The following is a 24,138-nucleotide window of genomic DNA, read 5'->3' as shown; positions in this document are numbered from 1 at the left end:
TCCTGATGATGTCGGTTTGGCGGAGAAGCAGTCACTGAGCCAACGGCGTAAGAACAAAACCGACATCATCAAGTCAGGATAAAGCCGAATCATGCAGACCCCACGACGGATCAACGATCCCGCCAACAGCCTCGCCGTCGTGGTTGCCATCGTTCTCAGCGCACTGCTGTTGTTGGGGCAGGCTCTGTTCATCGTTCCAGCCGGCAAGGTTGCCGTGGTCACCACCTTGGGCAAGGTGAGCGGAGGATCTCGACTGCCCGGCCTCAATCTCAAGGTGCCTTTCGTTCAATCGGTGTATCCCTTTGATGTCCGCACCCAGGTCAAACCGGAGGAATTTGCCACCCTCACCAAAGACCTCCAAGTGATTGAAGCCACCGCAACTGTGAAATACGCGGTTCGTCTCAACGAAGCCGGACGGATCTACCGAACGATCGCCGGCAATGACCGTGAGATCTATCCCCGCATCATTCAGCCGTCATTGCTGAAAGCCCTGAAGTCGGTCTTCTCCCAGTACGAGCTGGTCACCATTGCCACCGAATGGAACGACATCTCCGCCCTGGTGGAGCGCACGGTTGCCGAAGAGCTGGACAAGTTTGATTATGTGGAAGTGCGCGGTCTGGACCTCACAGGCCTGCAGATCGCCGAGGAATATCGCGCCGCCATTGAACAGAAACAGATCGCCGAGCAACAACTGCTCCGCGCCCAGACCGAAGTGAAGATCGCTGAACAGGAAGCCCTGCGTTACGACACCCTGAATCGCAGTCTTGATGATCAGGTGCTCTACAAGCTGTTCCTCGACAAGTGGGATGGGCAAACGGAGGTGGTACCGGCCCTTCCGGGCAGCAATGGCAGCACACCTCCAGTAATTGTGGGGCGACGCAGCTGAATCAACGCCAGCCGTGGTTGTTGATCAACAATCGCTTCTCGAAAAACAAGATCGTCTTGAAGAACTGCAGCGCAGTTACGACGGCGAAGAACGGCTGAACGAATCGTTCATCGTTCTGACGATTGGCGCCAGCCTGATCGCCAGCCTGGGTCTAGTAGCCGACAACAATGCTGTGATCATCGGTGCCATGGTTGTGGCGCCATGGATTCTGCCGCTGCGGGTGGCGGTGTTCGCGATTTTGATCGGGCAGGCCAGGTTGTTGTCCCGATCACTGATCACCCTTGTTGCCGGAGCAGGGATCACCTTGATCCTGTCGATGGGATTGGGCCTCATCGCACGCACTCAAGGCGTGCTTGTGGTCGAAGCCTTGCCAGGACAGATCATCGCCCGACTAGAGCCCAACACGTTTGATCTGGGAATCGCCCTGGCGGCAGGTGCGATCGCGACCTACGCGAAGGTCAACCCCGGTGCCGTGAGCTCCATGGCTGGCATGGCAATTGCCGTGGCCTTGGTGCCGCCGGTGTGCGTGATGGGATTGATGCTCTCGGGGCCAGACATCAGCAGTGCCCAGGGTCCTGCACTGCTCTATGCCGCCAACCTGCTTGGAATTCTGATTGGGGGGATCACAGTGCTGGCGATTCGTGAGCCGTACTTCCGCGACAAACTCAGGCGCCGACGACGCTCACGCTTACCCGTGCTGTTGGCATTGGGTTTGGCCGTAATTGTCGGTCAGAAACTGTATGGAAGGTATGACCAATACCGATTCAAGCTGAATACGGAGGTTGCCCAAAAACAGATTGAATCCGAGATCCGCTACTACCTCAAGAATGAAACGTTGACCTTTGGCGCCAACGACGCCGTGGAACTGGAAAAGGTTGTCTTCGACTGGCCCAACTACTGGGAACAAAATCAAGCCCCAAGCTTCCAAGTGGTGGTGCGATCACTCGACCCCAAGCTGCCGAGTTACAAGTAGCTTCAGAACATTCAAGACACGATCAACAGCAGACTTTCAGGGCATTTCCCTGGCCTTGAACTGCAGATGCAAGTGCAACGCATCAATGTGAGCGTTGTGGAAGGCACTGAAGTGGATATCGAGGTTGACCTCGAGCAAATCTTCAACGACGCGGATACAAGCCTCGTTCAGGCGCAAGTGCTTGAAGATGAACCCAAAGATAGAGCAAAAAACTTTATCGAAAGGGAAGTCTGTTCACAGACAGACTGCTAAAGAGCGTTTTATTTGCGGGACAGGATGACACATAGATCTTTAATCACAGTGGCTGGCCACACGCCTAAAATAGAGCCCATTCACGGCAAAGGGATAGATTACAAGGCTGATCCAAAAAAAGTCCTGAGACAATCCCACCTTGGAGAAGAAGCCTAAAGGTGGAATGCACAAGGCAATGATGAGCCGATGGATGTCTCCACAGCTCATTGAGGCACACCCAAAAAATTTTTCTTCGGCAAGATCGCTAGAAGGGGTATTGTAAAAATTGCGAAGGGGATTTGGCGTAAAAGATTCTCAGCACTAAACAACACATCAAGCCACCAACTGCTGCTCTTTCGGGAAAGACTTGGCACAGATGTGTGTTGATTCACGAACGGATAAACAATCTACTTCTTGCTTATTTGGCTAATCTTGCTATAAATGTGGAATAAATCTTAGGCGCCAATGGCATCCGCTGAGTATATAAACGGCATGAACGAAATGCGATCTCACTTTGGAGATGCAGCTGACGATTGGATTGCCGCAATTCATGATATTTATCCAGAATTTGCCAAAGTCAATGTTGAGTTTCCCTTTGGCGAGCTTTACCGAAGAGATGTCCTGGACGACAAAACGCGTGAGCTTTGCACAGTAGCTGCTCTAACAGTTCAAGGATTCGCCTTACCAGAACTCAAGGTTCACGTCAAAGGGGCCCTTAATACCGGAAGCAGTCGAGCTGAGATTCTTGAAATCATCACGCAGATGATTGCGTATTGTGGATTTCCCGCTGCAACCAACGCTTTACTCGCCACGAAGGAAGTATTTGATGAGATCGATTCGACAAAATGAACGCAAATTTTGTTCAGCTATACTTTGACTAACGAAGTCTCTGATTAGTTCAAAAAACTCGTGTAATAGGGTAATTTCTGATTCAACCGAAACTTGAACTCTTGGAGGTTTCAGCCTCAGCTGACAACTTGAGTTTGCCAAACTATACGAATGGACTCAACAAGCAAGTGGCAGCTTGCTTGTTGAGTCCTCACCGCAATCTTAATGAATGAATTCTTGATGGACATTTTGCATCAGCTGAATGTTGTCGGTGTAATCCACCGGCACGTTGATCAAGGCTGGCACCGGTTGCTTCAGGGCATCCCTAAGCACGGGGCCGAGCTCGTCGGCATGATTAATCGTATAGCCCTTCGCGCCAAAGGATTCCGCAAATTTGACCACGTCGTAGTCACCCAGGTGGATGCCGGAGACCCTCCCGTAGTGGGCTTGCTCCTGGAACTCCACCATGTTGTACGAATTACTGTTCCAGATCACGTGCACAAAGCGGCTGCCCATGCGCATGGCCGTTTCCAGTTCGGTTGCAGTGAACAGAAAGCCCCCGTCGCCCGACACGGAGATCACTGGCGAGCCATGCCTCACCATGCCAGCTGCAATCGCCCAGGGAAGAGCAACCCCCAGGGTCTGCTGTCCATTGCTGACCAGTACCTGACGGGCCCGCTCGGCCTGTGCATAGCGGTTCATCCAGATGTAGTGGGAGCCCACATCAAGGCATAGCGTTGTGTCCTCTGTTGTCACAATGCTGATTTCGTGTACCAATCGCAATGGATGCACGGGAGCAGCACCTCCCATAGAGAGGCCTTCTGCGGCTGTTGCCTGAAGTTCAGATGCGTAGGCTTGTTCCAGCTGTAGGAAGTCATCTGAAACACTCATCTTGGGCAACGTGGCCAAAGCGATGAGGGTTTGCTGGAGATCACCAATCAGTTCCACCCGGGGCAGAAAAGCCCTGTCCTGATCCGCAGGCTGCACATCTACATTGACAATCGGACGCTGTTGATCGCTGTTCCAGATGCTCGGGTCATATTCGACCGGGTCGAAGCCGATGCAGATCACCCCGTCGGCTGCATCTAGAAGAGCATCGGCAGGTTGATTGCGGAACAGTCCAAGTCTGCCCACGTACTGCTCCGGAGCGACCCAGCATCCCGGGCCCTGGAATGTGGCGCAATATGGAATGCCACTTCGCTGCACATAAGTTTGCAGCGCCTCGCTGATGCACGGATCAGAGGCCTGCATGCCCAGCAACAGCAAGGGACGTTGCAAATCTTTGAGAATATCTACAGCTGTTTTCAGATCTTCTGGGTGACTCGGCCCTTGACGAACTTGTTGACCCCAGCCCGCAGCAGGGTCGGCATCAATCTTGGCGAGGCCGACATCCTTGGGTAAACCCAAAAATGCGGCCCCGAGACGCCCTTTCTCTGCAGCCCGAATCGCATTGCCCAAAACCTCTGGCAGATCGTGAGCATTTAGGGCCGATTGTGAGAAGCGAGTCACCGGTCGCATGAGCGCGACAGCGTCTAATGATTGATGGGTGTGTTTGTAGCGATCGTCTAGGGGCACCTCACCTCCGATCGCCAGCACGGGGTCGCCCTCGGTAGTGGCGGTGGCCAGTCCAGTGACCAGGTTGGTTACCCCTGGCCCTGAGGTGGCAAGGCACACGCCAATGCGACCGGTGAGCCGTCCAAAGGCCTGGGCCATAAACGCCGCGTTTTGCTCATGCCGGCAGAGCACCAGTTCGATGGGTGAATCCAGCAAAGCCGTGAACACGCTGTCGACTTTGGCGCCGGGAATACCAAACACGTGGGTGACACCATGGGCTTCTAAGGCCTTCACCAAGAATTCCGCGCCATTCATATTTGTTTTGAAGAAATGGTGTAGTCCCAGGACAGCTTTACCAGTAGGCCTCAACCTCGAATCAAAGTTTTGGAGACTCCGGCACGGAACCTGAGAGCAGTTTTAGTTGAGCCTTTTTTCAGAATAGATTAATTCTGTAGTCTTAATAATAGAGACATTCAAAGTGTTTTAGATCCATATCTCTTCTTATTTAGCACCGCTTTTGGGTAGCAAAAGTTAAAACAAAAAGCCCCCTCCGAGGAGGGGGCTTTCCGATTCAGTTGATCTGAATCGTTTGTTGATTCCAGATCAACCGATGGCAGGAGCCTGCAGAGCCACAGGAGTGGACTCAGCAGCAGCCAGGTCGAGGGGGAAGTTGTGAGCGTTGCGCTCGTGCATCACTTCCATGCCGAGGCCGGCACGGTTCAGCACATCAGCCCAGGTGTTCAGGACGCGGCCCTGACCATCAAGGATGGACTGGTTGAAGTTGAAGCCGTTCAGGTTGAAGGCCATGGTTGACACGCCGAGGGCGGTGAACCAGATGCCGACAACAGGCCAGGCAGCCAGGAAGAAGTGAAGGCTACGGCTGTTGTTGAAGGAGGCGTATTGGAAGATCAGGCGACCGAAGTAACCGTGGGCAGCCACGATGTTGTAGGTCTCTTCCTCTTGGCCAAACTTGTAGCCGTAGTTCTGAGACTCGCTCTCGGTGGTTTCACGCACCAGGGAGGAAGTCACCAGGGAGCCGTGCATGGCGGAGAACAAGCTGCCGCCGAAAACACCTGCGACGCCCAGCATGTGGAAGGGGTGCATCAGGATGTTGTGCTCGGCCTGGAACACCAACATGTAGTTGAAGGTGCCAGAGATGCCCAGGGGCATTGCGTCAGAGAAAGAACCCTGACCGAAGGGGTAAACCAGGAAGACAGCGGAGGCTGCAGCGACAGGTGCGCTGTAGGCAACGCAGATCCAGGGGCGCATGCCCAGGCGGTAGGAGAGTTCCCACTCACGACCCATGTAGGCGTAGATGCCGATGAGGAAGTGGAAAACAACCAGCTGGAAGGGGCCGCCGTTGTACAGCCACTCATCGAGGGAAGCAGCTTCCCAGATGGGGTAGAAGTGCAGGCCGATGGCGTTGCTGGAAGGAACAACAGCACCAGAGATGATGTTGTTGCCGTAGATCAGGGAGCCAGCGACGGGCTCACGGATGCCATCGATGTCGACCGGAGGAGCGGCGACGAAAGCGATGACGAAGCAGATGGTGGCAGCCAGCAGTGTGGGGATCATCAGCACACCGAACCAACCGACGTACAGACGGTTGTTGGTGGAGGTGACCCACTCACAGAAGGCCTGCCAGCTGGAAGCGCCGGAGCGCTGCTGGAGGGTGGTGGTCATGAGAACGGAAAGAAATGTCCCCGAAGGAACGGTTTAAGGAAGGGCAGGAGAGCCCTGCCTGGTGGGGAGTGTAAAGGAAGTTTGCGCTGTGTGTCCACAGATTGCGAAACCAACGCTTAGCCGCCCCAAGCGGGGAAAGCGAGACTTCCAAAAGGCTTAAGATTCATGAGACTCACCAGGGCACTTTTTGGTTCTGATCCGCTGGATGCAAGCCGGCCTTCGCTTGGAGGAAACCGTTCCTCTGAACCAGGCTCGTCACAGGCGACTGGAGCTGGAGGCTCAAGGTGCCACGGTGTATTGGAGTGAGCGACTGGCCCAAGGCCAGATCTGCTGAGAGGCTGGGACCAATCGGGACTGGCCCATGCGGCGTTTGATTCCTCTGATTTGCCTTGGGATGACCTCAGTTGGGCTGAGCAGCTGTGGAGTGGTTCCCTCCAGCAACGACAAGCCAAGCGCTAGCGCTTCGATCGAACAGCTGGAACGAAGGATCAACCAGCTGGAGCAGAAGCTGCAAGAACTCAGGTCACCTGCCGGCGCCCCCGACAGCAAGACACCAACCGGCCCGCTGCGATCCCTCACCCTGCGGATCGGCACCGAGGACGACCGATTGCGGATGTACTGGGCTGATGGTCAGACGAGCAATCTGATCTGCTCAGAAGAAGGGAAGGGTGTGTGGGCCTGCGGTTAAGCCGCAGCGAGCAGCTGTTTGAGGGCCAGTAGCCAGTTGGGCTCCACAGGCCAAACCTCCCGGCGGGTGAGGGAGAAAGCAATGCTTTTCTCCGCGTAGGCCGCTTCGTTCACAAACACCGGAATTTCCCCTCCAACCCAAGCTTCACAACGGTCGGTCCCATCAGCAGCACGAAACATGGCCTGGGTTGAGGCGATGTTCTGCCAATCGCGGCCCTGCAGTTCGGGATGCACAAGGGCCTGTGGCTCTCCGTTCTCCGCCTTCGGAAGATCCCGACTCCCCAAGTGACGGTGCACCACCAGAGCATCCGGCAGCCGGGCTAACTCCTGACGTACCTGATACAAGGCCCTGAGGCAGCTTTCCAAGCCAAGACGGGTCTGTTCAACGACCCCGGCATTGAGCAGACCTTGCGGCACAGGCCCCACCTCGATCACCAGTCCGCAGGGCCAGGATTCAACAAGGAAGCCAGTCTGCTGAGCATCGGCTTCGTGCAGATAAATCGGCAGGCCGAGCGCTCCCTGCACCAAAGCCGCGAGGGCGAGATCAGCGGGACGCCGGCCGTACACCACAAGGGAATTGCCCATGGCCGCAGTGGTGCTGTGCAGATCGATGGCCACAGCACAGGGCTGCTCGCCACTGGGGCCATGCAAACGCAGGAGTTCCCCAGCACGCTGGAACTCCAATCCGGAGGCACCCTGCTCCAGCTGTTCCGGGAGGAAGCAGCGGTTGAGATCACGATCGACGTATCGGCAGCGGCGGCGCAACGCTTCTGGGTTGCCGATCACCTTCTGGACCGCCAAGCCAGCCGCGTCGATCAGATCAGGGTTGGCCTGCCACTGCTGCAGCAACCAAGGGGCATTCACCTCATTCCCATGGGTACCGGCCACCACAAGAACGCCACAGCTACTCATGGACCACAGCGAACCAAGTTCTGACTGAAGCACGAGTCACAGCGAGGATGAAAGCGATCCAAACCGAGCTATGTCGATCCCACCTGTCGTGGTCACGGCCGCCCGTCGCAGCTGGCGATGGCAATGGCAACGGCTCATGGGTGGGCTGGGCCCAGCCGATGCGGCCGGCAGTTACACCCGCCCAAGCAGCAATCCGCTCACCCCGCCGGCCTTAAAACCCCCGGACCTGCTCCAGCGCAGCGCAGGTCAACGGCCGATGCTGGTGATCGGGCGCAGCTGCCCCTGGGCCCACCGCACCTGGCTGGTGCATCAGCTGCGCCATCTACACGACAGCGTCACCCTCGTGATGGCACGGGCGGATCATAACGCTGGACGCTGGGCCCTCGATCCTGCCTGGGAGGGGTGCAAAACGCTGCTGGAGTTGTACCAGCTCTGCGACGCCCCCCCCAGCTACCGGGCCACCGTGCCTGTGCTGGTGGATCCCAAGACGCGCACCCTGCTGGGAAATGACAGTGCACCACTGGTGGACCTACTGAACCGCTGGCCCCATCACGACGAGGTTGTGGACCTGGCACCAGCAGAAGCAACCGACAGGATCCAGGCCTGGCAGCATCGGCTGCAACCGGCCATCAACGATGGGGTTTACCGCTGCGGTTTCGCCCGCAACCAAGCGGCCTACGACCACGCTGAAGCCGATCTCTTCACCGCCCTCGATGCGGTGGAGCAGAGCCTCGAAAGCAACGGTCCATGGCTGTGCGGGGAAGCACTGACCCTGGCGGATGTGCGGCTGTTCCCCACCTTGATCCGCTGGGAGCTGGTGTATGCCCCCCTGTTCGGCTGCAGTCGGCAGCCGCTCTGGCACTACCCGAACCTCTGGAAGTGGCGACAGCGCTTTTATCGCCTGCCAGGCGTGGCGGACACCTGCGACGGCACCGCCTGGCGACACGATTACTTCGGTGCCCTGTTCCCCCTCAATCCCAGCGGCATCGTTCCAGCCGGTCCTGACCTGAGCACACTGGTGAACAGCACTGCAGCGTCGGGATGACCAGCGCAGATCCAACCTTCGAAGGTGTCTACGGCACCTACTCGATCACCGCTGCCGATCGCCAGGAGGTGCGTTTTTATCGAATCGCCCTGTTGATCACCGGCCTCAGCCTGGCCGCAGGGGTGCTGCAGTGGTGGCAGACCGATAGCCCCTGGGCATGGCTCTGGGTGCTGCCGATGGCCACAGCCCTGGGCCTCGCGCTGCGCTGGATTCACATTTATCTCCGTCCCTTGCACCGGGCCCTTCAACTGTTCTGGCTCAGCGGTTGCATCGGTTGGGGGGCCCTGCTGCTGCAGGCCGGCCCCACCGAAGTGCTCTCCGTCCTCAGGGATCAGCCGCTTTGGATCCTGGCCATCGGGCCGCTGTTTGCCGCCTTGGCAGGAATCGGCTTCAAGGAGTTTTTCTGCTTCCAACGGCCCGAAGCCATTGGTCTCACCTTGCTGCTGCCGGCAGCGCTGCTGGGGCATCTGGTGGGGCTGATCAATGGTCCCCTCTGCCTGGCTCTACTGGAAGCTGCAGCGTTGCTGCTGGTGCTGCTGGCCCTGCGCAAATTCGGCATGGAGGCAGCAGCGGATGTGGGCGATAAGAGCGTGTTTGCTTATCTGGACGGTCAATTGCCCGCTGGCACGCCGTGAGTCTGATCAGCCTGGTGGGTGCGGCCAAGGATTTCGGCATCCGCACCCTCTTTTCCGATCTCGATCTCCACATCGCTGAAGGAGAACGGCTCGGGCTGATCGGTCCCAATGGCGCCGGCAAATCCACCCTGTTGAAGGTTCTGGCGGGGAAAGAGCCGCTCGGTGAGGGGGAACGCCGCTGTTCGCCGCGGCTTCGGGTGGAGCTGGTGGGTCAGGAGAGCCGAATCACTCCGGGGCTCACGGTGCTGGAACAGGTGCTGGAGGGCTGTGGCGCAAAACGGGATCTGCTAGTGCGCTTCAGCGCCCTCAGCGACGCCATTGCGGCAGACCCCAGCAATGAAGCACTGATGGCGGAGCTGGGTCAGCTCAGCCAACGGATGGATGAAGAAGAAGCCTGGAGCCTGGAGCAGCAATGCCGGGAAGTGCTGCAGAAATTGGGCATCAGCGATCTCCAGCGCCCGGTCGACGACCTCTCCGGCGGATACCGCAAACGGGTGGGTCTGGCATCAGCTCTGGTGGCCTGCCCCGACGTGCTGCTGCTGGATGAGCCCACCAACCATCTCGATGCAGCTGCCGTGGAATGGCTGCAGAGCTGGTTGGATCGCTACCCCGGGGCTCTGGTGCTGGTCACCCATGACCGTTACGTACTCGATCGGGTGACGCGACGGATGGTGGAGGTGGACCGAGGCCAGGCCCGCACCTATCAGGGGAACTACAGCACCTTTCTGCAGCACAAAGCGGAAGAAGAAGCCTCTGAAGCAGCCTCAGTGGCCAAATTCAAAAGCGTACTTCGCCGCGAATTGGCCTGGCTACGCCAGGGCCCCAAGGCGCGCAGCACCAAACAGAAGGCGCGACTGCAACGCATCGAAGCGATGCGCGAGCAGAAACCCAATCAGGCCAAAGCGAAGCTGGAGATGACTGGCATCAGCCGGCGCATCGGCAAACAGGTGATTGAAGCGGAAGACGTTGGGGTCACAGCCGATGGCAGCCAAGGCGGTCGCCCACTCCTTGATGGCTTCAGCTACAGCTTCAGCCCTGAAGACCGAATCGGCATCATCGGCCCCAACGGCAGCGGCAAATCCACCCTGCTTGATCTCATTGCCAGACGGCGCGAGCCAACCCAAGGCAGCCTGCTGCTTGGGGAGACCGTGCACATCGGCTACTTGGACCAGCACACCGAAGACTTCAACAAAGGCAAAGGGCTCGATCGCAAAGTGATCGAGTTCGTGGAAGAAGCCGCCAGCCGGATCGATCTGGGGGGAGAACAGGTCACCGCATCGCAGCTTCTGGAACGCTTTTTGTTTCCACCGGCCCAGCAGCACAGCCCATTGGCCAAGCTCTCGGGAGGCGAGCGCCGCCGCCTCACCCTCTGCCGGATGCTGATCCAGGCGCCCAACGTGTTGCTGTTGGACGAACCCACCAACGATCTGGATGTTCAGACCCTCAGCGTTCTCGAAGACTTACTTGAAGACTTCCGGGGCTGCGTGATCGTTGTTTCCCACGACCGTTATTTCCTCGATCGCACCGTTGATCGCCTGTTCTGCTTCGACCAAGGACGGCTTAATCGATTTGAAGGGAACTACAGCGCGTTTCTGGAGCAGCAGCGCCAGGAGGAACGCAGCCAGACCCAGGCGAGCAAACCCTCCTCACCAAAACCGGAGCGCAGCAGCGAAACCAAGCGCGATGGTCCGCGGCGTCGAAACTTCAAGGAAAACAAGGAGCTAGCGGCTCTCGATCAACAGCTGCCTGACCTGGAGTTGCAGAAGGAGGAGCTGGAACAGCAGATGACGCAGGAGGGCGCCGACATGGCCAAGCTGAGCCTTGATCTGGCTGATCTGATCTCCCGCATCGAACAGGCCGAAGAACGCTGGCTGGAACTCAGCGAATTGGCCCCCTGAGCAAGCAGCGGTAGCCATGGTTGTAGCCACGGCTACCGCCACCTCAGATCAAGATTGACGGATGGTCATGGGGGGGGATTCCACCACTCCAAAACCGATGAATCGCCGTAATGTGCAGCCAGGCCACGGTCTGAATTCATGAAGTCCATCGACGAACACATCCAGAAGGATCAATCGGAAATTGAAGCTGCCAAAGCAGCTGGAGACGACGCCAAGGTTCGTCACCTCACCGATGAGTTGAAGTCGCTGGAGGAATACAAAGAACACCACCCCGGCGACAGCCACGACCCCACCTCGCTCGAGCTGCATTGCGAGGCCAATCCCGATGCCGATGAGTGCCGCGTCTACGACGACTGAGCCAACAAACGCGATTTATTCAACGAGGGCTCAATAGTCCTCGTTGTAATCGGAGGGGCTGCCGGTCAGGCTGCAGACGACAGCCTCCTCCTTACGCATTGCCTTCACTTCAGCGATCGGGCGTCCCATGCGTTGAAGCACAGCAACATCCTCTTTCGTTTGGCACCGGGCAATCACGCCGCCCTTGTTGTCCAGACAGGTGTAAAAGGTCATGTCATGGGAGAGACATTCCAGTTATGGCTCTCCTGCGATCAGCCCACAAGCATCGGTATGGCTGATTACATGAAGATTGTCTGGAGCATCAGCTCACACCCCGAGCTCGACCCAGGTTTCTGCCAGCAACTGGTCGAGGTTGGTTCCCATGGCGGCTGAAATGCACAGCACGGGCCGACCGCTCGCCTCCTTAAGCTCCTGCTGCAACTTGGGGAGATCGTCCTCTGACACCAACTCCTGCTTGTTGATCACCAGCAGACGGGGCCGATCAACCAAACCATGGCCATAGGCCTCCAGCTCCTGCTGGACGACGTTCAGGTCAGCCACGGGATCCTCGGATCCAGCGTCCACCAGGTGAATCAGCAGACGGGTGCGTTCGATATGACGCAGAAAGTCGTGGCCAAGACCAGAGCCCTGGGCGGCCCCTTCAATCAAGCCTGGGATGTCTGCAAAAACAGTGCCATCACCACTTGGCCGGCGCACCACACCAAGGTTGGGGACCAAGGTAGTGAAGGGGTAATCGGCAATCTTGGGTCGCGCTGCCGACAACACGGCGATCAAGGTGCTTTTGCCGGCATTGGGAAGTCCAATGATGCCCACCTCAGCCAGCAACTTGAGTTCCAGCTGAAGGGGCCATTCCTCACCCTCACGCCCCTCGGTGAATTTCTCCGGCGCACGGTTGCGATTACTCAGGTAATGGGCATTGCCCAGACCACCTCGCCCACCGAAGGCAACGGTGAGCCGTTCACCCGGCGCTGTGAGGTCACCCAGAAGAATGCCGGTGCGCAGATGGCGTACCTCCGTGCCGCAAGGCACCTTGATCACCAGGTCTTTCCCTGATGCACCGGTGCATTTGTTCGGGCCACCGCGTCGCCCGTCGTCAGCAGCGAACAGGCGCTTGTATTTGAAGTCGAGCAGGGTTTGCAGGTTGCTGTCGGCCTCCAGAACCACAGGAGCCCCACACCCGCCGTCACCTCCGGAGGGGCCTCCAGCAGGCACATACTTTTCACGGCGAAATGCAGCGATGCCGTCGCCGCCGCGCCCGCCTCGGACCGTGATCCGTGCCTGATCGATGAACTGCACGGTGCTGCCGACTCAATCCAATCCATAACCCTAAGATTCAGCCGCTGCAGCTCTGCCGTTGGCCGGCGTCCGTTTCGAAGACCTCAGCAAGACGTTCCCAGGACGCGGCGGCGGTGATCCCGTTGATGTGATTCGTCAGTTGAATCTGACGATCAACGATGGCGAGTTTTTGGTGCTGGTCGGTCCCTCGGGGTGCGGCAAAAGCACCTTGCTGCGACTGCTAGCCGGTCTCGACCATCCCAGCAGCGGTGAAATCAGAATCGGGACTCGGCCCATCAGCGATGTGCCGCCAGCGCGCCGCAACGTCGCCATGGTGTTCCAGAGCTACGCGCTTTACCCGCATCTCAGCGTGAGGGACAACCTCAGCTTCGGGCTGCGCAGAAGCCAGGCAAGATCGACTTTTCAGAGAATCCAAGATCAAGCCTTTCGATCCACGCGCATGTTGCCCAAACCACTGCGGGTGCGGTCAGTCAGAGAAGAACAAATCGAAGCCCGGGTGAACACCGTTGCCAGATCTCTGGAACTAACGGAATTGCTCGATCGAAGGCCAAAGGAACTGTCCGGTGGACAGAAACAACGGGTCGCCCTCGGACGCGCCATGGCGCGCAATCCTGAGGTGTTCTTGATGGATGAACCGCTCAGCAATCTCGACGCCAAACTCAGAACGAGCACGCGCCAAAAAATCGTCGAGCTGCAGCGAGAACTCGGAACAACAACGGTTTATGTGACCCACGACCAGGTGGAAGCGATGACCATGGGCGACCGCATCGCGTTGTTGAACCAAGGGCGCTTGCAACAACTAGGAACTCCGATGGAGTTGTACCGGTGGCCCTCCAACATCTTTGTGGCCCAGTTCATCGGCAGCCCAGCGATGAGCCTGTTGCCCATCACGGTGGGACCCAATGCAACCCTCATTTTGGGAAGCAAGCGCATTCAGGTTGAAGGTGACATGGTTGAGCCCTTACTTCAACGAGAAGGCCAACACCTCACCGCAGGATTGAGGCCTGAACACTGGCATCTGGCACCAGCAACGAACAGAAATCTGCAAGCCGAGGTAAACCATTGCGAGCGTCTGGGCAATGAGCAGATCCTCACCTGTCGGCTCGTGGATGGTGATCAACTCATCCAAGTCAGAGGTTCAGCGGACATCAACATCAAGGCCGGTGATGCCATCCATCTCGACCCTGACCCCACAGGCTGGCGGTTGTTCGAGGCGGATGGAGAAGCGATCCGTTGATCACTGCAACGGCTGAGGCAACTCAGCGCACCCAGACAACGCTGCAGCCCGGTCCGCCGTCCCCCTGCTCCGCATCAGTCACCCGTTCCACGTAGGGCACCGTGTCCAGCCAGGCGCGCAGGCCGCGCTTGAGCTTGCCCGTGCCAATGCCATGGATCACCCAAACCGGGCCATTGGCACTGCGCAAGCATTCCTCAACCGCTGCTTCGGCCTCATGCACCCGCATGCCCCGCACATCAAGGGTATTGCGACTGGTGCGCACCTGTGTACCACCGCCACCGGCTGAACGGGCATGCACCTTCACCACCGGCTTTGGAGGCGGCTCGGGCTTACGCCCATCCAGACTTTCCACCGCCGTCAGATCCACCGTGGTGCGCATCACCCCGCAACGGACTGTCAGCTGAAGGCCGTCATCGGTGATGGCCAACACATCTGCAGCCTTACCGAGGGCCAGCAAGCGCACGTGATCGCCCACGGCCGGACGCCAGCCTGGCTTGGGTGCACGCCGTTCTGGGGTGGGGCGGTGATGGTCCTCCAGGCTGCGTAACCGTTGCCCAGCCCGCCGCGCGGTTTCCCCATCCGCGCGTTCATCCCGCAGACGGCGAATCAGGGTGCGAACTTCCTTCTGGCCCTGACGGATCGACTGCTCCAGGCGTTGACGACCCTGCTCCTGACGTTGCGCGGTCTGCTGCTTTTGCTTCTGCCAGCGCTGCAGCAACTCCTCGTGCAGCAGCTCAGTGCGTGCCAGGAGTGCTGCAGCATCTTCTGCCGCGGCCTGCTGGCGCTGCCGTTGCTCCTCCAAGCCACGGATCACACTGTTCACCTCACCATCACCTCCTGGGGCCAGAAGCTGCTGGGCCTGGTGAAGCACATCCGAATCGAGCCCCAGGCGCGTCGCGATCGCCAGCGCATTGCTGCGTCCCGGAATTCCCCAAAGCAACTCGTAGGTGGGGGATAACGTCTCAGGGTTAAAGGCCACAGAGGCATTCTCAAAACGAGCGTCGTCGTATTTGAGGGCCTTGAGTTCGCCGAAATGGGTGGTGGCAATCGTGAGCCGGGCTCGATCGGCAAGAGCCTTGAGCAGAGCCGTGGCCAGGGCCGTTCCCTCACTGGGATCTGTTCCAGCACCCACCTCATCCAGCAGCACCAGGGCAGGGGCACTGCCGCGCTGGAGCGCCTCAAGGATGCGCCCGATGCGCTTCACGTGGCCGCTGAAAGTGGACAGGCTCTGCTGAAGGGATTGCTCATCGCCGATGTCCGCCAGCACCTGGGCACACCAGGGGAGGGAGGGTTGGCCCGAGCAGGGCAAGAGCATCCCGGCGCGCGCCATCAGTGCAGCGAGGCCGATGCTTTTCAGGGTGACCGTTTTGCCACCGGTGTTGGGCCCGGTAATCGCCACAACCCGCAGCTCCGGAGAAACCTCCACCGAAATGGGAACCACGGGTGGCCCATCCGCGCGCTTGTGCTGCCACACCAACAGCGGGTGCCGCAGACCTGAAAAGCGAAACGGAGCCTCCGCTGCCGGCTCAAGCTGCGGCTCGACGCCGCCAAGCCAGCGGCCGTAACGCCCACGGGCAAGAGCAAGATCAAGCGTGCGCAGCACGGCCACCACCTGGTTGAGGGCAGACGCCTCTTCAGCCACCAGAGCACTCAGCTCCGCCAACACCTTGCGTTCCTCATCCCGGATGCGGGACTCCAGCTCCGCCAGCTTATTGCCCATGGTGAGCACCGAGCGGGGTTCCACGAAGATGGTGCTGCCTGAAGCCGAACTGTCGTGCACCTGCCCTGGCACCTGGCTTACGGCACCGGCCTTCACCGCCAGAACAGGACGGCCATGACGCTCGGCGATCACACTGTCCTGCAGAGATGGCGCCAGGCGACGCAGCAACTCCTGAAGTTTGTCGCGACGCTCCTGGCGCAGTCCGTTCCATTGATGCCGAAGCGCCGATAAGGCCGAGCTGGCGCGATCAGCGACGCGGCCGCCCTCTTCGAGGGCAAATTTGAGCCGCTGCTCCAACTCCGGCAGCGTCACCATCGTTTCAATCAACGCGGTGCAAACCGGGCGCAGCTCGGGGTCGTCGATCTGACGGCGCAGGCGACGGGCCGCTGCCAACGTTTCCGCCACGGCCAGCAGCTCTTCGCCGGAGGCCACTCCTCCCTTGCTGCAACGCAGCACCACGGGCTCGAGGTTCTGCACGCCGCGGAAGCTGAGCCCGCCCTCGGTGAGGTCATTAAGCACCGCCATTTCAACGGTCTCGGCCAGGCGTTGTTTCGACTCATCCAGGCTGGCCGGAAGCGGTTGCACCCGGGCCGCATCACGGCCCATGCCGGTGCTGGCAAAGCCGCTGAGATGGTCACAGACCCGATGCCACTCCAGCAGTTCGAGGGTTTCCTTCTGAGCCCGATCCGCCTCTTGACTCAAGTCAATCGCAGTTGGAGGGGATGCCACCGGGGGGTTCATAGAGCATTTCGAGCCAGTTGCCTTCCGGGTCTTTTAGGTAGAAAGACGCCGTGCCGTCGCGGTGGTCATGGACGGCACCAACGTGCACACCCTGCGCTTTGAGACGGTCGTGAATCACATCCACCTCCGCACGATCGCGGAAATGGAAGGCGAAATGTGGGCCAGCGGCCTTGTAATCCGGGCCTAACAAGGCGAGTCCGTCGCGACCTTCCCCAGCTTCCAGATAGCACCAGTCGTCGGCACGCCATACCAGACGCATGCCCAGATCGGTGTAGAAGGCAACAGCCCGGTCGACGTTCTCAACACGGATCGCAACGTGACCGAGACGATCCACACCCCTGGGTTGATCGGCTGTTGCCATCTGATCAGGCCTCCTTCAACCAAGCCGCTGCATCGCAGGCGTGGTACGTGAGGATCAGATCAGCACCGGCGCGCTTGAAGCTCAGCAACGTCTCAAGCACTACGGCCTTTTCATCGATCCAGCCCCGCTCAGCCGCGGCCTTAACCATCGAATATTCACCACTCACGTTGTAAGCAGCGATGGGGAGTTCCGACTCCTCACGCAGAAGGTGAATGATATCGAGATAGGCCAGACCGGGTTTCACCATCATAATGTCTGCGCCCTCCTGCTCATCGAGCTGGGCTTCGGTGATGGCTTCCCGAGCATTGGCGGGATCCATCTGATAGGTGTCCTTGTTTTTGGGGATCGGCTTGCTACCGGCGGCACGCGGGGCAGAGTCGAGAGCATCACGGAAAGGTCCGTAGTACGCGGAGGAGTACTTCGCCGTGTAGCTGATGATGCCCACATGTTCAAAGCCTTCGTCGTCGAGGGCTTCGCGGATGGCACCGACCCGGCCGTCCATCATGTCGCTGGGGCCGATCAGATCAGCGCCTGCTTCGGCCTGCACAACAGCCTGCTTGCAAAGCAGTTCAATCGTCTCGTCGTTGAGGACTACGCCGTCCTGGCTGACGATCCCGTCATGACCATCGCAGGAATAGGGATCCAGGGCGACATCAGTCATGATCGCCATCTCGGGGATGGCTTCCTTGATCTGGCGAATCGCTCGCGGGATCAGGCCATTGGCGTTGAAGCATTCGGCCCCGTCTTCGGTCTTCAGCCCCTCCGACACCTTGGGGAACAGAACGATGCAACGCACTCCCAGGTCGTAGGCACGCTGCACTTCGCCGGTGAGGGCCGCCAGGCTCCAACGGCTGGCACCAGGCATGGCACCAATCGGCTCCACCTCAGCGCCTTCATGCACAAACAGGGGGTAGATGAAGTCTGCAGCCGAGAGGCTGTGCTCACGCACCATGGCGCGTAGGGCGGGCGTACGCCGCAGACGACGGGGGCGGTAGGTGAGCTCCATCAGACCCAAATACAAGGTGCGATCGTAAGGGTCACCGGATCAGAGAGACGCCGAACGAAGCCACTCTTGACGTGGATGGTCCGTGCGCTTGGCACGCAACTGCTCGAGCAAGCGACGCTCCTCTTCACTCCATGAGGACGGCATGGCCAACGTCATTGTGAGCAGGAGATCACCACGACCGGTTTTCGACGGCCAACCTTTTCCCTTCAGCCGCAGGCTGCGGCCCGGAGCGGTGCCGGCCGGAATGCTCACCTGGGCCTCACCATCGGGCGTCATCACCGAGACCATGCCTCCAAGGGCCAGCTCATCGAGGCTGACGGGCAGGTCGGCCCGCAGCTGATCCGACTCCAGCCGCCAGATCGGGTGATCCTGAATCTTGAGATTGAGATAGAGATCGCCGCGCCGTCCGGTTCCTGGTTGCAGGTTGCCCTTGCCCTTCAACCGCAGCCGCGAGCCGTTCTTCACCCCAGCAGGAATGCGCACCTGAACGCGCTCATTGTTCACCGAGAGGCTGCGTTCTCCACCTCGAAAAGCCTCCGCAAACGTCACATTCACCGAAGCTTCGGCATCCAGATTCACCGGAGCGCGTGAAGCCTGAGCACCACGAGGGAAACCACCTCCTGCGAATCCCCCGCCGGGGAATCCACCCCCAGGAAAACCACCCCCCTGGAAGCCACCGCCGCCTGGTCCACCGAAACGGCCCAGCAGGTCGTTGATGAAATCGTCGAAATTGCCGTAGCGACCGAAGTCGACATCCATGCCGGGTGCGGCTCCCCCGCCCATGCCACCGGCCTGGTTCCAGTACTGGCCAAATTGCTCATAACGACGCCGTTTCTCGGGATCAGAGAGCACTTCGTAGGCCTCACTGATCTCCTTGAACCGTGCTTCCGCCTGGGCATCACCGGGGTTGACGTCAGGGTGGTACTGGCGCGCCAGGCTGCGAAAAGCTTTCTTGATGGCATTGGCATCAGCGCTGCGATCAACACCGAGCACCTGGAAATAATCCTTGTATCCGCTGCCTGCCATACCCATCCAGTTGTGGGTCCAGTCTCACCGCAACAGGGCTTGCGTTGTTGCTTCTGCATGGAGGGAAGCCCGAACGCCTTATTGCGACCTAGCTTCAGGCCAACCGCTGCATCAGCATGAGGAGCACGGCTTCATCTCTGCTGGCATCCGTTCTGGTCGCAGCTGGCGGAGCTATCGGTGGCCCACCGGTATTGGCAGCTCCTTGGACCAGCACGATCGGAGAGCCCCTGCGCGACTCCAGCCCGCAGGCCCTTGAACTGACGCAGCATCTGATGGCGATTGGGGCCGAGTTTTACGGCGCCTGGACCTGCCCGGCCTGCTTCAAGCAGATGAATCTGTTCGGAAAACAGGCCGGAGCGGACCTGACTTATGTGGAATGCCGCAAGCCGGAGCAGCTTCCGGACCAAGCCGACGCCTGCATAGCCGCAGAAATCCGGGCTACCCCACCTGGGTTCTCCCCGATGGACGCCGAAAAGTTGGGATTCAGTCCCTGGAAGCCCTGGGCCGCTGGGATGGCCTGAACTGAGATGGCACTGATTCACGGCCTGCATCAGCGCAACATCCGAGGCGACCTTCTCGGAGGCCTGACGGCAGCCGTGGTCGCACTGCCCCTTGCCCTCGCCTTCGGCAATGCCGCCCTGGGGCCAGGCGGCGCCATTTATGGCCTTTACGGCGCCATCGTCACCGGATTCCTGGCGGCCCTGCTCGGTGGGACTCCCGCTCAGGTGAGCGGACCCACCGGACCGATGAGCGTCACCGTGGCGGGGATCATCTCAAGCCTGGCCGCCATCGGCATCAGTCGTGATCTCAATGCCGGCGAGATGCTGCCGTTGGTGATGGCCGCTGTGGTGATCGGTGGTGTGTTCGAAGCACTGCTCGGTGTGCTGCGGCTGGGGCGCTTCATCACCCTGGTGCCCTACTCGGTGATCTCCGGCTTCATGTCGGGAATCGGATTCATCATCCTGGTGCTGCAACTTGGGCCCTTCATCGGGGTGAGCACCGGGGGCGGCGTGGTTGCGTCCCTGGGTTCGCTGATCGAGGCACAGAGCTGGAATCCAGCCGCGCTCGCCGTTGGATTGATGACACTCGCCGTGGTGTTTCTGACCCCCTTGCGGATCCGTCAGTGGGTGCCAACGCCTCTGCTGGCGCTGCTGCTCGTGACGCCGTTGTCGCTGGTTCTGTTCAACGACAACCGGCTGCTGGAGCTGGGCCTTGAACCCATCGCGCGGATCGGAGCCATCCCGGAGGGGGGCTTACAACTGGTGGTTCCCGATTTCAGTCAGCACCTGCCGGAGCTGGTGAAAGCCGGCATGGTTCTCGCCCTGCTGGGGGCGATCGACTCGTTGCTCACCTCCCTGGTAGCCGACAACATCACCCAGACCAACCACGACTCCAACCGTGAGCTGATCGGCCAGGGCATCGCCAACACCGCGGCCGGGTTTCTCTCAGGCCTTCCCGGTGCTGGCGCCACGATGCGAACGGTGATCAATATCAAATCCGGTGGTCAGACGCCCTGGTCGGGCATGACCCATTCCCTGGTTCTGCTGCTCGTGCTGCTGGGGGCAGGCCCCCTGGCAGCACAGATCCCCACGGCGCTGCTGGCGGGAATCCTGATCAAGGTCGGCCTCGACATCATCGACTGGGGCTTTCTGCTCCGCGCCCATCGTCTGTCGGCGAAAACGGCTGCACTGATGTACGCCGTGCTGTTGATGACGGTGTTCTGGGACCTGATCTGGGGCGTTTTGGTGGGGATGTTCGTGGCCAATCTGTTGACCGTTGATGCGATCACACGGTCCCAACTAGAAGGGATGGAAGAGGACAACCCTTCCGATGCCACGGATGCACGACACGCCAATCTCTCCCTGCAAGAGGAGGCCCTGATCCTGCGCTGCGGAAAGTCCTTGATGCTGTTCCGGCTGCGCGGCCCTCTGAGTTTCGGCGCCGCCAAGGGAATTAGTGCCCGGATGGGGTTGATCCAGAGCTACAGCGTTCTGATCCTCGACCTCACCGACGTGCCCCGCATCGGTGTTACCGCAACGCTGGCCATTGAACGCATGGTGGAAGAAGCACGATCAGCGGGGCGCACCCTGTTCATCGCAGGAGCCAACAAGACCCTCGAACAACGGCTGCGGCAATTTGGAGTGGAAGGTGTGCTTCGGCCATCCAGGCTGGAGGCCTTGCAGGAGGCGGCTCAGCTGATCTGACTGCTGATCTGTGTGACGTCCACTCCACAGGAATGCATTCGCACGTCTTCAGGGCGAGTCAACGCCCCTTCCAAGGCCTTCACTTCGGCCAGGGCCAGCACTTCGAGGCGCTCGACGATCAGCTCTCGCGGATAGCGCTGCTCACACAACACCCAGTACAGGCCGAAGTGGCGCGCTTCACTGGCCAAGAGATCGCTGTAGAGCTCCCTTAATTGCGGATCCGGGCTGTGCTCCGCCAGCAGGGCCATGCGCTCATGGCTACGGGCTTCGATCAGACCCGCCACCAGAAAGGAGTCGAGCATTCTCTGCGGCTCACCTTTACGGATCTGCCGTGCGAGATCAGCGCCATAGCCCGGAGAAGGCAGCGGTTCCAGGTAGCGCCCCCGGGCCTTGATCAACGCCAGCACCTGCTCAAAGTGCTCCAGCTCTTCCCGCGCCAGAGGGCTGAGGGCTTCACCCAGACCCGGTTCGCAGAGGTAACGGAACATCATCTGCACAGCAGCTCCAGCAGCCTTGCGTTCGCAGTGGGCGTGATCGATCAGCACCTCCATCGGGTGGGCGTTGGCCTGCTCCACCCAGCTCCAGCTGGTGGGTGCGGCCAGCCAGCGGATCGACGCCACTGTCTTCGAAGGGACTGTCTTCGTGGGAACAGTTTGTGGTGGAGCAGTGGTGGTCATGCGTTCCGGCGCAGGTGGCTGAGCAATCCGTTCAAGGCGAAGCTGTAACTGGCGGGGCCGAACCCGCAGATCACACCCACAGCGCGCTCAGCCAGAAACGAGTGATGGCGGAAGTTTTCGCGGGCATGGGTGTTGCTGAGGTGCACTTCCACGTAAGGGATCGCGACGCCAGCCAGGGCATCACGGATGGCGATGGACGTGTGGGTGTAGGCCCCGGCGTTGATCAAGATCCCATCACATCGGCCCATGGCCTGGTGAATCCGATCCACCAGGGCGCCTTCGAAATTGCTCTGGAAGCAGTCCAGCTGCACAGATTCCTGCTCCGCCTCCCGCGTCAGCGCCGCTTCGATGTCCGCCAGGGAGGAATGGCCATAGATCCCAGGCTCACGCTGACCCAACAGGTTCAGATTCGGACCGTTCAGCAGCAGAACGTGCATGGCTGGAGATCGGTTCAGCTCGGCAGATCGTATCGAGATCGTGGCGAATGACACACCGACTGGTAAGTTCTTGCGGTGTGGTTCGGGTCGGTGCCCGAGTGGTTAATGGGGGCGGACTGTAAATCCGCTGGCTCTGCCTACGTTGGTTCAAATCCAACCCGGCCCATCCTCCACATGCCCTTGTAGCTCAGCGGTAGAGCACTCCCTTGGTAAGGGAGAGGTCTCGAGTTCAAGTCTCGACAAGGGCTTTTCCCTCCCCTCGGCACCAGGGGAGAGGGGTTACGACCGGAGAACAGCCGCCGATTGCGGGCCAACAGCACGGCTGTCGACAGTTCCCAGCGTCCAGACACAGGAGCGTCGCTGCTCGATTGTTAGGGGCACAGAGTTGGACCGACTGCGGTTGATCACAACCCGCAGGCCATCCGCAACGCCCTCGAGCACGTCCGCCCCTTGGGCTGACCAGCGCAGACCCTCCCTGCGCAAAACCCCATGGGCAAAGCGGAGTTCTGCGAGGGATTGAATGAAGGAGCGGAGATCAGCAGACCAGGGGACATCCCAGGGATAGGCCTCACGGCAGGCCGGTCCGGGACCGCTGGAGGGGCCAGGCTCAGGGCCACCCGCCAGAGCAGCTTCGGTCCCGTAATAAACGCAGGGTGCCCCTGGATGGAGGAAAAGCAGCAGCAGGGCCAACTTCAGGGCCGCCAGGTCGTTGTTGAGGCTGTGAAGGGCCCGTGGCACGTCATGGCTGTCGAGCAGGTTCATCTGCGACCTGTTCACCACCTCCCGGTAGGAACCTGTTGTGGTCGTCCAGATGGTCAACAAAGCCTGGCCATCCAGGAGATCGAGCGGGTATTCGGAATTGCGGTAGTCCCGCCGCAACGCTTCCCCGGCGGCCCAGCAAATGCTGCTCCAACCCAGCCGGTAATTCATCACGCCATCGAAGTGGTCCCCCTGCAGCCAGGTGGTGGCATCACCCCACACCTCTCCGACAATCCAGGCCTCCGGGTTGGTGGACCGCACCATCTGCCGAAACTCCACCCAGAAGTCAGCCGGGACCTCGGCAGGAACGTCAAGACGCCAGCCATCAATGCCCTGCTCGAGCCAGTGACGGCCTACCGCCAGCAGGTGCTCACGAACCCCTGGATTGGCATGGTTGAACTTGGGGAGATCCGGCAAGGCCCACCATCCGTCGTAACCGCAGTACGCGCCTGGGGCGGGATAGGGCTGCAGGGGCCAACGGTGCACATGGAACCAGTCCCGGTAGGGCGAATCCGCACCGTTCTCCACCACGTGATGAAAGGCCCAAAAGCCGCGGCCGCAGTGGTTGAACACCCCATCGAGAACCAACTTCATGCCGCGCCGATGCACGGCATCGATCAGATCCCTGAGTGCTGCATTGCCCCCCAGCATGGGGTCCACCTCGAAATAGTCGTAGGCGTGGTAGCGATGGTTGGCGGCTGAACTGAAGATCGGCGTGAGATAGAGGCAGGTGATGCCCATGGCTTGAAGCCCATCGAGAGCATCGATGACGCCGTAGAGATCCCCGCCCTGGAATCCCTCCTCGCGAGGGTCCGTCCCCCATGGCTTCAGGGCGAGATGGCGCTGAGCATCGACCCTCCCACTGCGGCGAAAACGGTCAGGAAAAATCTGGTAGAGCACCGCATCGGCCACCCAGGCAGGGGGATCACGAAACGGGGTGGTTGCTGGCAAAGCCTTTGCAGTCGGCCATCTCCTGGCTAGCAGG

26 protein-coding genes and 2 tRNA genes are annotated in these 24,138 nt (G+C 59.8%); 15 read left to right on the top strand and 13 right to left on the bottom strand.

The window, feature by feature from the left end; translation table 11 throughout:
* The first annotated feature begins 91 nt into the window (after window positions 1–91).
* From SYNCC9605_RS02660 to SYNCC9605_RS15335, 3 genes are all read left to right on the top strand, one after another.
* Window positions 92–886 carry a prohibitin family protein gene (locus tag SYNCC9605_RS02660; RefSeq protein ID WP_011363529.1) on the top strand — a complete coding sequence of 265 codons (795 nt, stop codon included), beginning with the start codon at window positions 92–94 and terminating at the stop codon, window positions 884–886.
* Between the two features lie 13 nt (window positions 887–899).
* Entirely contained in the window at window positions 900–1,859 is a 960-nt protein-coding gene (locus tag SYNCC9605_RS02655) for a DUF389 domain-containing protein (protein ID WP_257929899.1), read from the top strand.
* A gap of 72 nt (window positions 1,860–1,931) precedes the next feature.
* Window positions 1,932–2,111: a hypothetical protein gene (locus tag SYNCC9605_RS15335; RefSeq protein WP_257929898.1), complete on the top strand. Its 180-nt coding sequence runs from the start codon at window positions 1,932–1,934 to the stop codon at window positions 2,109–2,111.
* A 39-nt stretch (window positions 2,112–2,150) separates the two neighbouring features.
* Here SYNCC9605_RS15335 and SYNCC9605_RS13615 read toward each other — a convergent pair whose 3' ends face one another.
* The gene (locus tag SYNCC9605_RS13615; protein ID WP_257929897.1) at window positions 2,151–2,318 is read right to left on the bottom strand and encodes a YqaE/Pmp3 family membrane protein; all 168 of its coding nucleotides are present in this window, start codon (window positions 2,316–2,318) and stop codon (window positions 2,151–2,153) included.
* A gap of 237 nt (window positions 2,319–2,555) precedes the next feature.
* Here SYNCC9605_RS13615 and SYNCC9605_RS02650 point away from each other — a divergent pair, with 237 nt between their 5' ends.
* Entirely contained in the window at window positions 2,556–2,939 is a 384-nt protein-coding gene (locus SYNCC9605_RS02650; RefSeq protein ID WP_011363526.1) for a carboxymuconolactone decarboxylase family protein, read from the top strand.
* Between the two features lie 201 nt (window positions 2,940–3,140).
* Here SYNCC9605_RS02650 and alsS read toward each other — a convergent pair whose 3' ends face one another.
* Together alsS and psbA are read right to left on the bottom strand one after the other, a co-directional pair.
* Window positions 3,141–4,787: an acetolactate synthase AlsS gene (alsS, locus tag SYNCC9605_RS02645; protein ID WP_011363525.1), complete on the bottom strand. Its 1,647-nt coding sequence runs from the start codon at window positions 4,785–4,787 to the stop codon at window positions 3,141–3,143.
* Window positions 4,788–5,075: 288 nt separating this feature from the next.
* Window positions 5,076–6,155, bottom strand: coding sequence for a photosystem II q(b) protein (gene psbA, locus SYNCC9605_RS02640; RefSeq protein ID WP_006850357.1), 1,080 nt, complete (start codon window positions 6,153–6,155; stop codon window positions 5,076–5,078).
* A gap of 205 nt (window positions 6,156–6,360) precedes the next feature.
* Between psbA and SYNCC9605_RS15330 the strand changes: the two genes are divergently transcribed.
* Together SYNCC9605_RS15330 and SYNCC9605_RS02635 are read left to right on the top strand one after the other, a co-directional pair.
* Window positions 6,361–6,489 (top strand): hypothetical protein, encoded by a 129-nt coding sequence (locus SYNCC9605_RS15330; RefSeq protein WP_255606441.1) that lies wholly within the window; start codon window positions 6,361–6,363, stop codon window positions 6,487–6,489.
* 27 nt (window positions 6,490–6,516) lie between these two features.
* Window positions 6,517–6,843 (top strand): hypothetical protein, encoded by a 327-nt coding sequence (locus SYNCC9605_RS02635; RefSeq protein WP_011363524.1) that lies wholly within the window; start codon window positions 6,517–6,519, stop codon window positions 6,841–6,843.
* Here the strand turns inward: SYNCC9605_RS02635 and SYNCC9605_RS02630 are convergent.
* The gene (locus SYNCC9605_RS02630) at window positions 6,840–7,754 is read right to left on the bottom strand and encodes an aspartoacylase (RefSeq protein WP_011363523.1); all 915 of its coding nucleotides are present in this window, start codon (window positions 7,752–7,754) and stop codon (window positions 6,840–6,842) included. The two genes, SYNCC9605_RS02635 and SYNCC9605_RS02630, sit on opposite strands and share 4 nt — an antisense overlap.
* Before the next feature lie 70 nt (window positions 7,755–7,824).
* Here SYNCC9605_RS02630 and SYNCC9605_RS02625 point away from each other — a divergent pair, with 70 nt between their 5' ends.
* From SYNCC9605_RS02625 to SYNCC9605_RS02610, 4 genes are all read left to right on the top strand, one after another.
* Window positions 7,825–8,799, top strand: coding sequence for a glutathione S-transferase C-terminal domain-containing protein (locus SYNCC9605_RS02625; RefSeq protein WP_011363522.1), 975 nt, complete (start codon window positions 7,825–7,827; stop codon window positions 8,797–8,799).
* Entirely contained in the window at window positions 8,796–9,434 is a 639-nt protein-coding gene (locus SYNCC9605_RS02620; RefSeq protein WP_011363521.1) for a DUF2301 domain-containing membrane protein, read from the top strand. Before SYNCC9605_RS02625 ends, SYNCC9605_RS02620 begins: the two co-directional genes overlap by 4 nt.
* Entirely contained in the window at window positions 9,431–11,332 is a 1,902-nt protein-coding gene (locus SYNCC9605_RS02615; protein ID WP_011363520.1) for an ABC-F family ATP-binding cassette domain-containing protein, read from the top strand. The genes SYNCC9605_RS02620 and SYNCC9605_RS02615 overlap by 4 nt, the downstream gene beginning before the upstream one ends.
* Window positions 11,333–11,470: 138 nt before the next feature.
* Window positions 11,471–11,689: a CP12 domain-containing protein gene (locus SYNCC9605_RS02610; protein ID WP_011363519.1), complete on the top strand. Its 219-nt coding sequence runs from the start codon at window positions 11,471–11,473 to the stop codon at window positions 11,687–11,689.
* Between the two features lie 30 nt (window positions 11,690–11,719).
* Here SYNCC9605_RS02610 and SYNCC9605_RS02605 read toward each other — a convergent pair whose 3' ends face one another.
* Window positions 11,720–11,902 (bottom strand): hypothetical protein, encoded by a 183-nt coding sequence (locus tag SYNCC9605_RS02605; RefSeq protein WP_011363518.1) that lies wholly within the window; start codon window positions 11,900–11,902, stop codon window positions 11,720–11,722.
* A 93-nt stretch (window positions 11,903–11,995) separates the two neighbouring features.
* Window positions 11,996–12,985: an Obg family GTPase CgtA gene (obgE, locus tag SYNCC9605_RS02600; RefSeq protein ID WP_011363517.1), complete on the bottom strand. Its 990-nt coding sequence runs from the start codon at window positions 12,983–12,985 to the stop codon at window positions 11,996–11,998.
* Between the two features lie 58 nt (window positions 12,986–13,043).
* Here obgE and SYNCC9605_RS02595 point away from each other — a divergent pair, with 58 nt between their 5' ends.
* Window positions 13,044–14,222, top strand: coding sequence for an ABC transporter ATP-binding protein (locus tag SYNCC9605_RS02595; RefSeq protein WP_011363516.1), 1,179 nt, complete (start codon window positions 13,044–13,046; stop codon window positions 14,220–14,222).
* A gap of 22 nt (window positions 14,223–14,244) precedes the next feature.
* Here SYNCC9605_RS02595 and SYNCC9605_RS02590 read toward each other — a convergent pair whose 3' ends face one another.
* The 4 genes from SYNCC9605_RS02590 to SYNCC9605_RS02575 are packed head-to-tail and all read right to left on the bottom strand — an operon-like array spanning window position 14,245 to window position 19,076.
* On the bottom strand, window positions 14,245–16,683 hold the full coding sequence (locus tag SYNCC9605_RS02590) for an endonuclease MutS2 (protein WP_257929896.1): 2,439 nt from the start codon (window positions 16,681–16,683) through the stop codon (window positions 14,245–14,247).
* Window positions 16,646–17,044: a VOC family protein gene (locus SYNCC9605_RS02585; RefSeq protein WP_011363514.1), complete on the bottom strand. Its 399-nt coding sequence runs from the start codon at window positions 17,042–17,044 to the stop codon at window positions 16,646–16,648. Before SYNCC9605_RS02585 ends, SYNCC9605_RS02590 begins: the two co-directional genes overlap by 38 nt.
* A gap of 4 nt (window positions 17,045–17,048) precedes the next feature.
* Entirely contained in the window at window positions 17,049–18,050 is a 1,002-nt protein-coding gene (gene hemB, locus SYNCC9605_RS02580) for a porphobilinogen synthase (protein ID WP_011363513.1), read from the bottom strand.
* A 39-nt stretch (window positions 18,051–18,089) separates the two neighbouring features.
* Window positions 18,090–19,076, bottom strand: a complete 987-nt coding sequence (locus tag SYNCC9605_RS02575) for a DnaJ C-terminal domain-containing protein (protein WP_041434373.1) — start codon at window positions 19,074–19,076, stop codon at window positions 18,090–18,092.
* Window positions 19,077–19,192: 116 nt separating this feature from the next.
* Here SYNCC9605_RS02575 and SYNCC9605_RS02570 point away from each other — a divergent pair, with 116 nt between their 5' ends.
* Both SYNCC9605_RS02570 and SYNCC9605_RS02565 read left to right on the top strand, forming a co-directional pair.
* The gene (locus SYNCC9605_RS02570; RefSeq protein WP_011363511.1) at window positions 19,193–19,597 is read left to right on the top strand and encodes a hypothetical protein; all 405 of its coding nucleotides are present in this window, start codon (window positions 19,193–19,195) and stop codon (window positions 19,595–19,597) included.
* 6 nt (window positions 19,598–19,603) lie between these two features.
* The gene (locus SYNCC9605_RS02565) at window positions 19,604–21,280 is read left to right on the top strand and encodes a SulP family inorganic anion transporter (protein ID WP_011363510.1); all 1,677 of its coding nucleotides are present in this window, start codon (window positions 19,604–19,606) and stop codon (window positions 21,278–21,280) included.
* Here the strand turns inward: SYNCC9605_RS02565 and SYNCC9605_RS02560 are convergent.
* Complete coding sequence (locus tag SYNCC9605_RS02560) at window positions 21,268–21,957, bottom strand: tRNA-(ms[2]io[6]A)-hydroxylase (RefSeq protein ID WP_011363509.1); 690 nt, start codon at window positions 21,955–21,957, stop codon at window positions 21,268–21,270. The two genes, SYNCC9605_RS02565 and SYNCC9605_RS02560, sit on opposite strands and share 13 nt — an antisense overlap.
* Entirely contained in the window at window positions 21,954–22,394 is a 441-nt protein-coding gene (gene aroQ, locus SYNCC9605_RS02555; RefSeq protein WP_011363508.1) for a type II 3-dehydroquinate dehydratase, read from the bottom strand. The genes SYNCC9605_RS02560 and aroQ overlap by 4 nt, the downstream gene beginning before the upstream one ends.
* Window positions 22,395–22,478: 84 nt before the next feature.
* Between aroQ and SYNCC9605_RS02550 the strand changes: the two genes are divergently transcribed.
* Window positions 22,479–22,560: transfer RNA gene (locus SYNCC9605_RS02550), tRNA-Tyr, on the top strand.
* 10 nt (window positions 22,561–22,570) lie between these two features.
* Window positions 22,571–22,642: transfer RNA gene (locus SYNCC9605_RS02545), tRNA-Thr, on the top strand.
* A gap of 31 nt (window positions 22,643–22,673) precedes the next feature.
* Here SYNCC9605_RS02545 and SYNCC9605_RS02540 read toward each other — a convergent pair.
* A complete protein-coding gene (locus SYNCC9605_RS02540; RefSeq protein ID WP_011363507.1) occupies window positions 22,674–24,104 on the bottom strand; it encodes a glycoside hydrolase family 13 protein in 1,431 nt (476 codons plus the stop codon).
* Window positions 24,105–24,138: the final 34 nt, after the last annotated feature.

Source organism: Synechococcus sp. CC9605, from assembly GCF_000012625.1.
Taxonomy (GTDB): Bacteria; Cyanobacteriota; Cyanobacteriia; order PCC-6307; family Cyanobiaceae; genus Parasynechococcus.
Note: the sequence above shows the minus strand (reverse complement) of the source record. Positions and strands in the feature narration are given on the sequence as shown.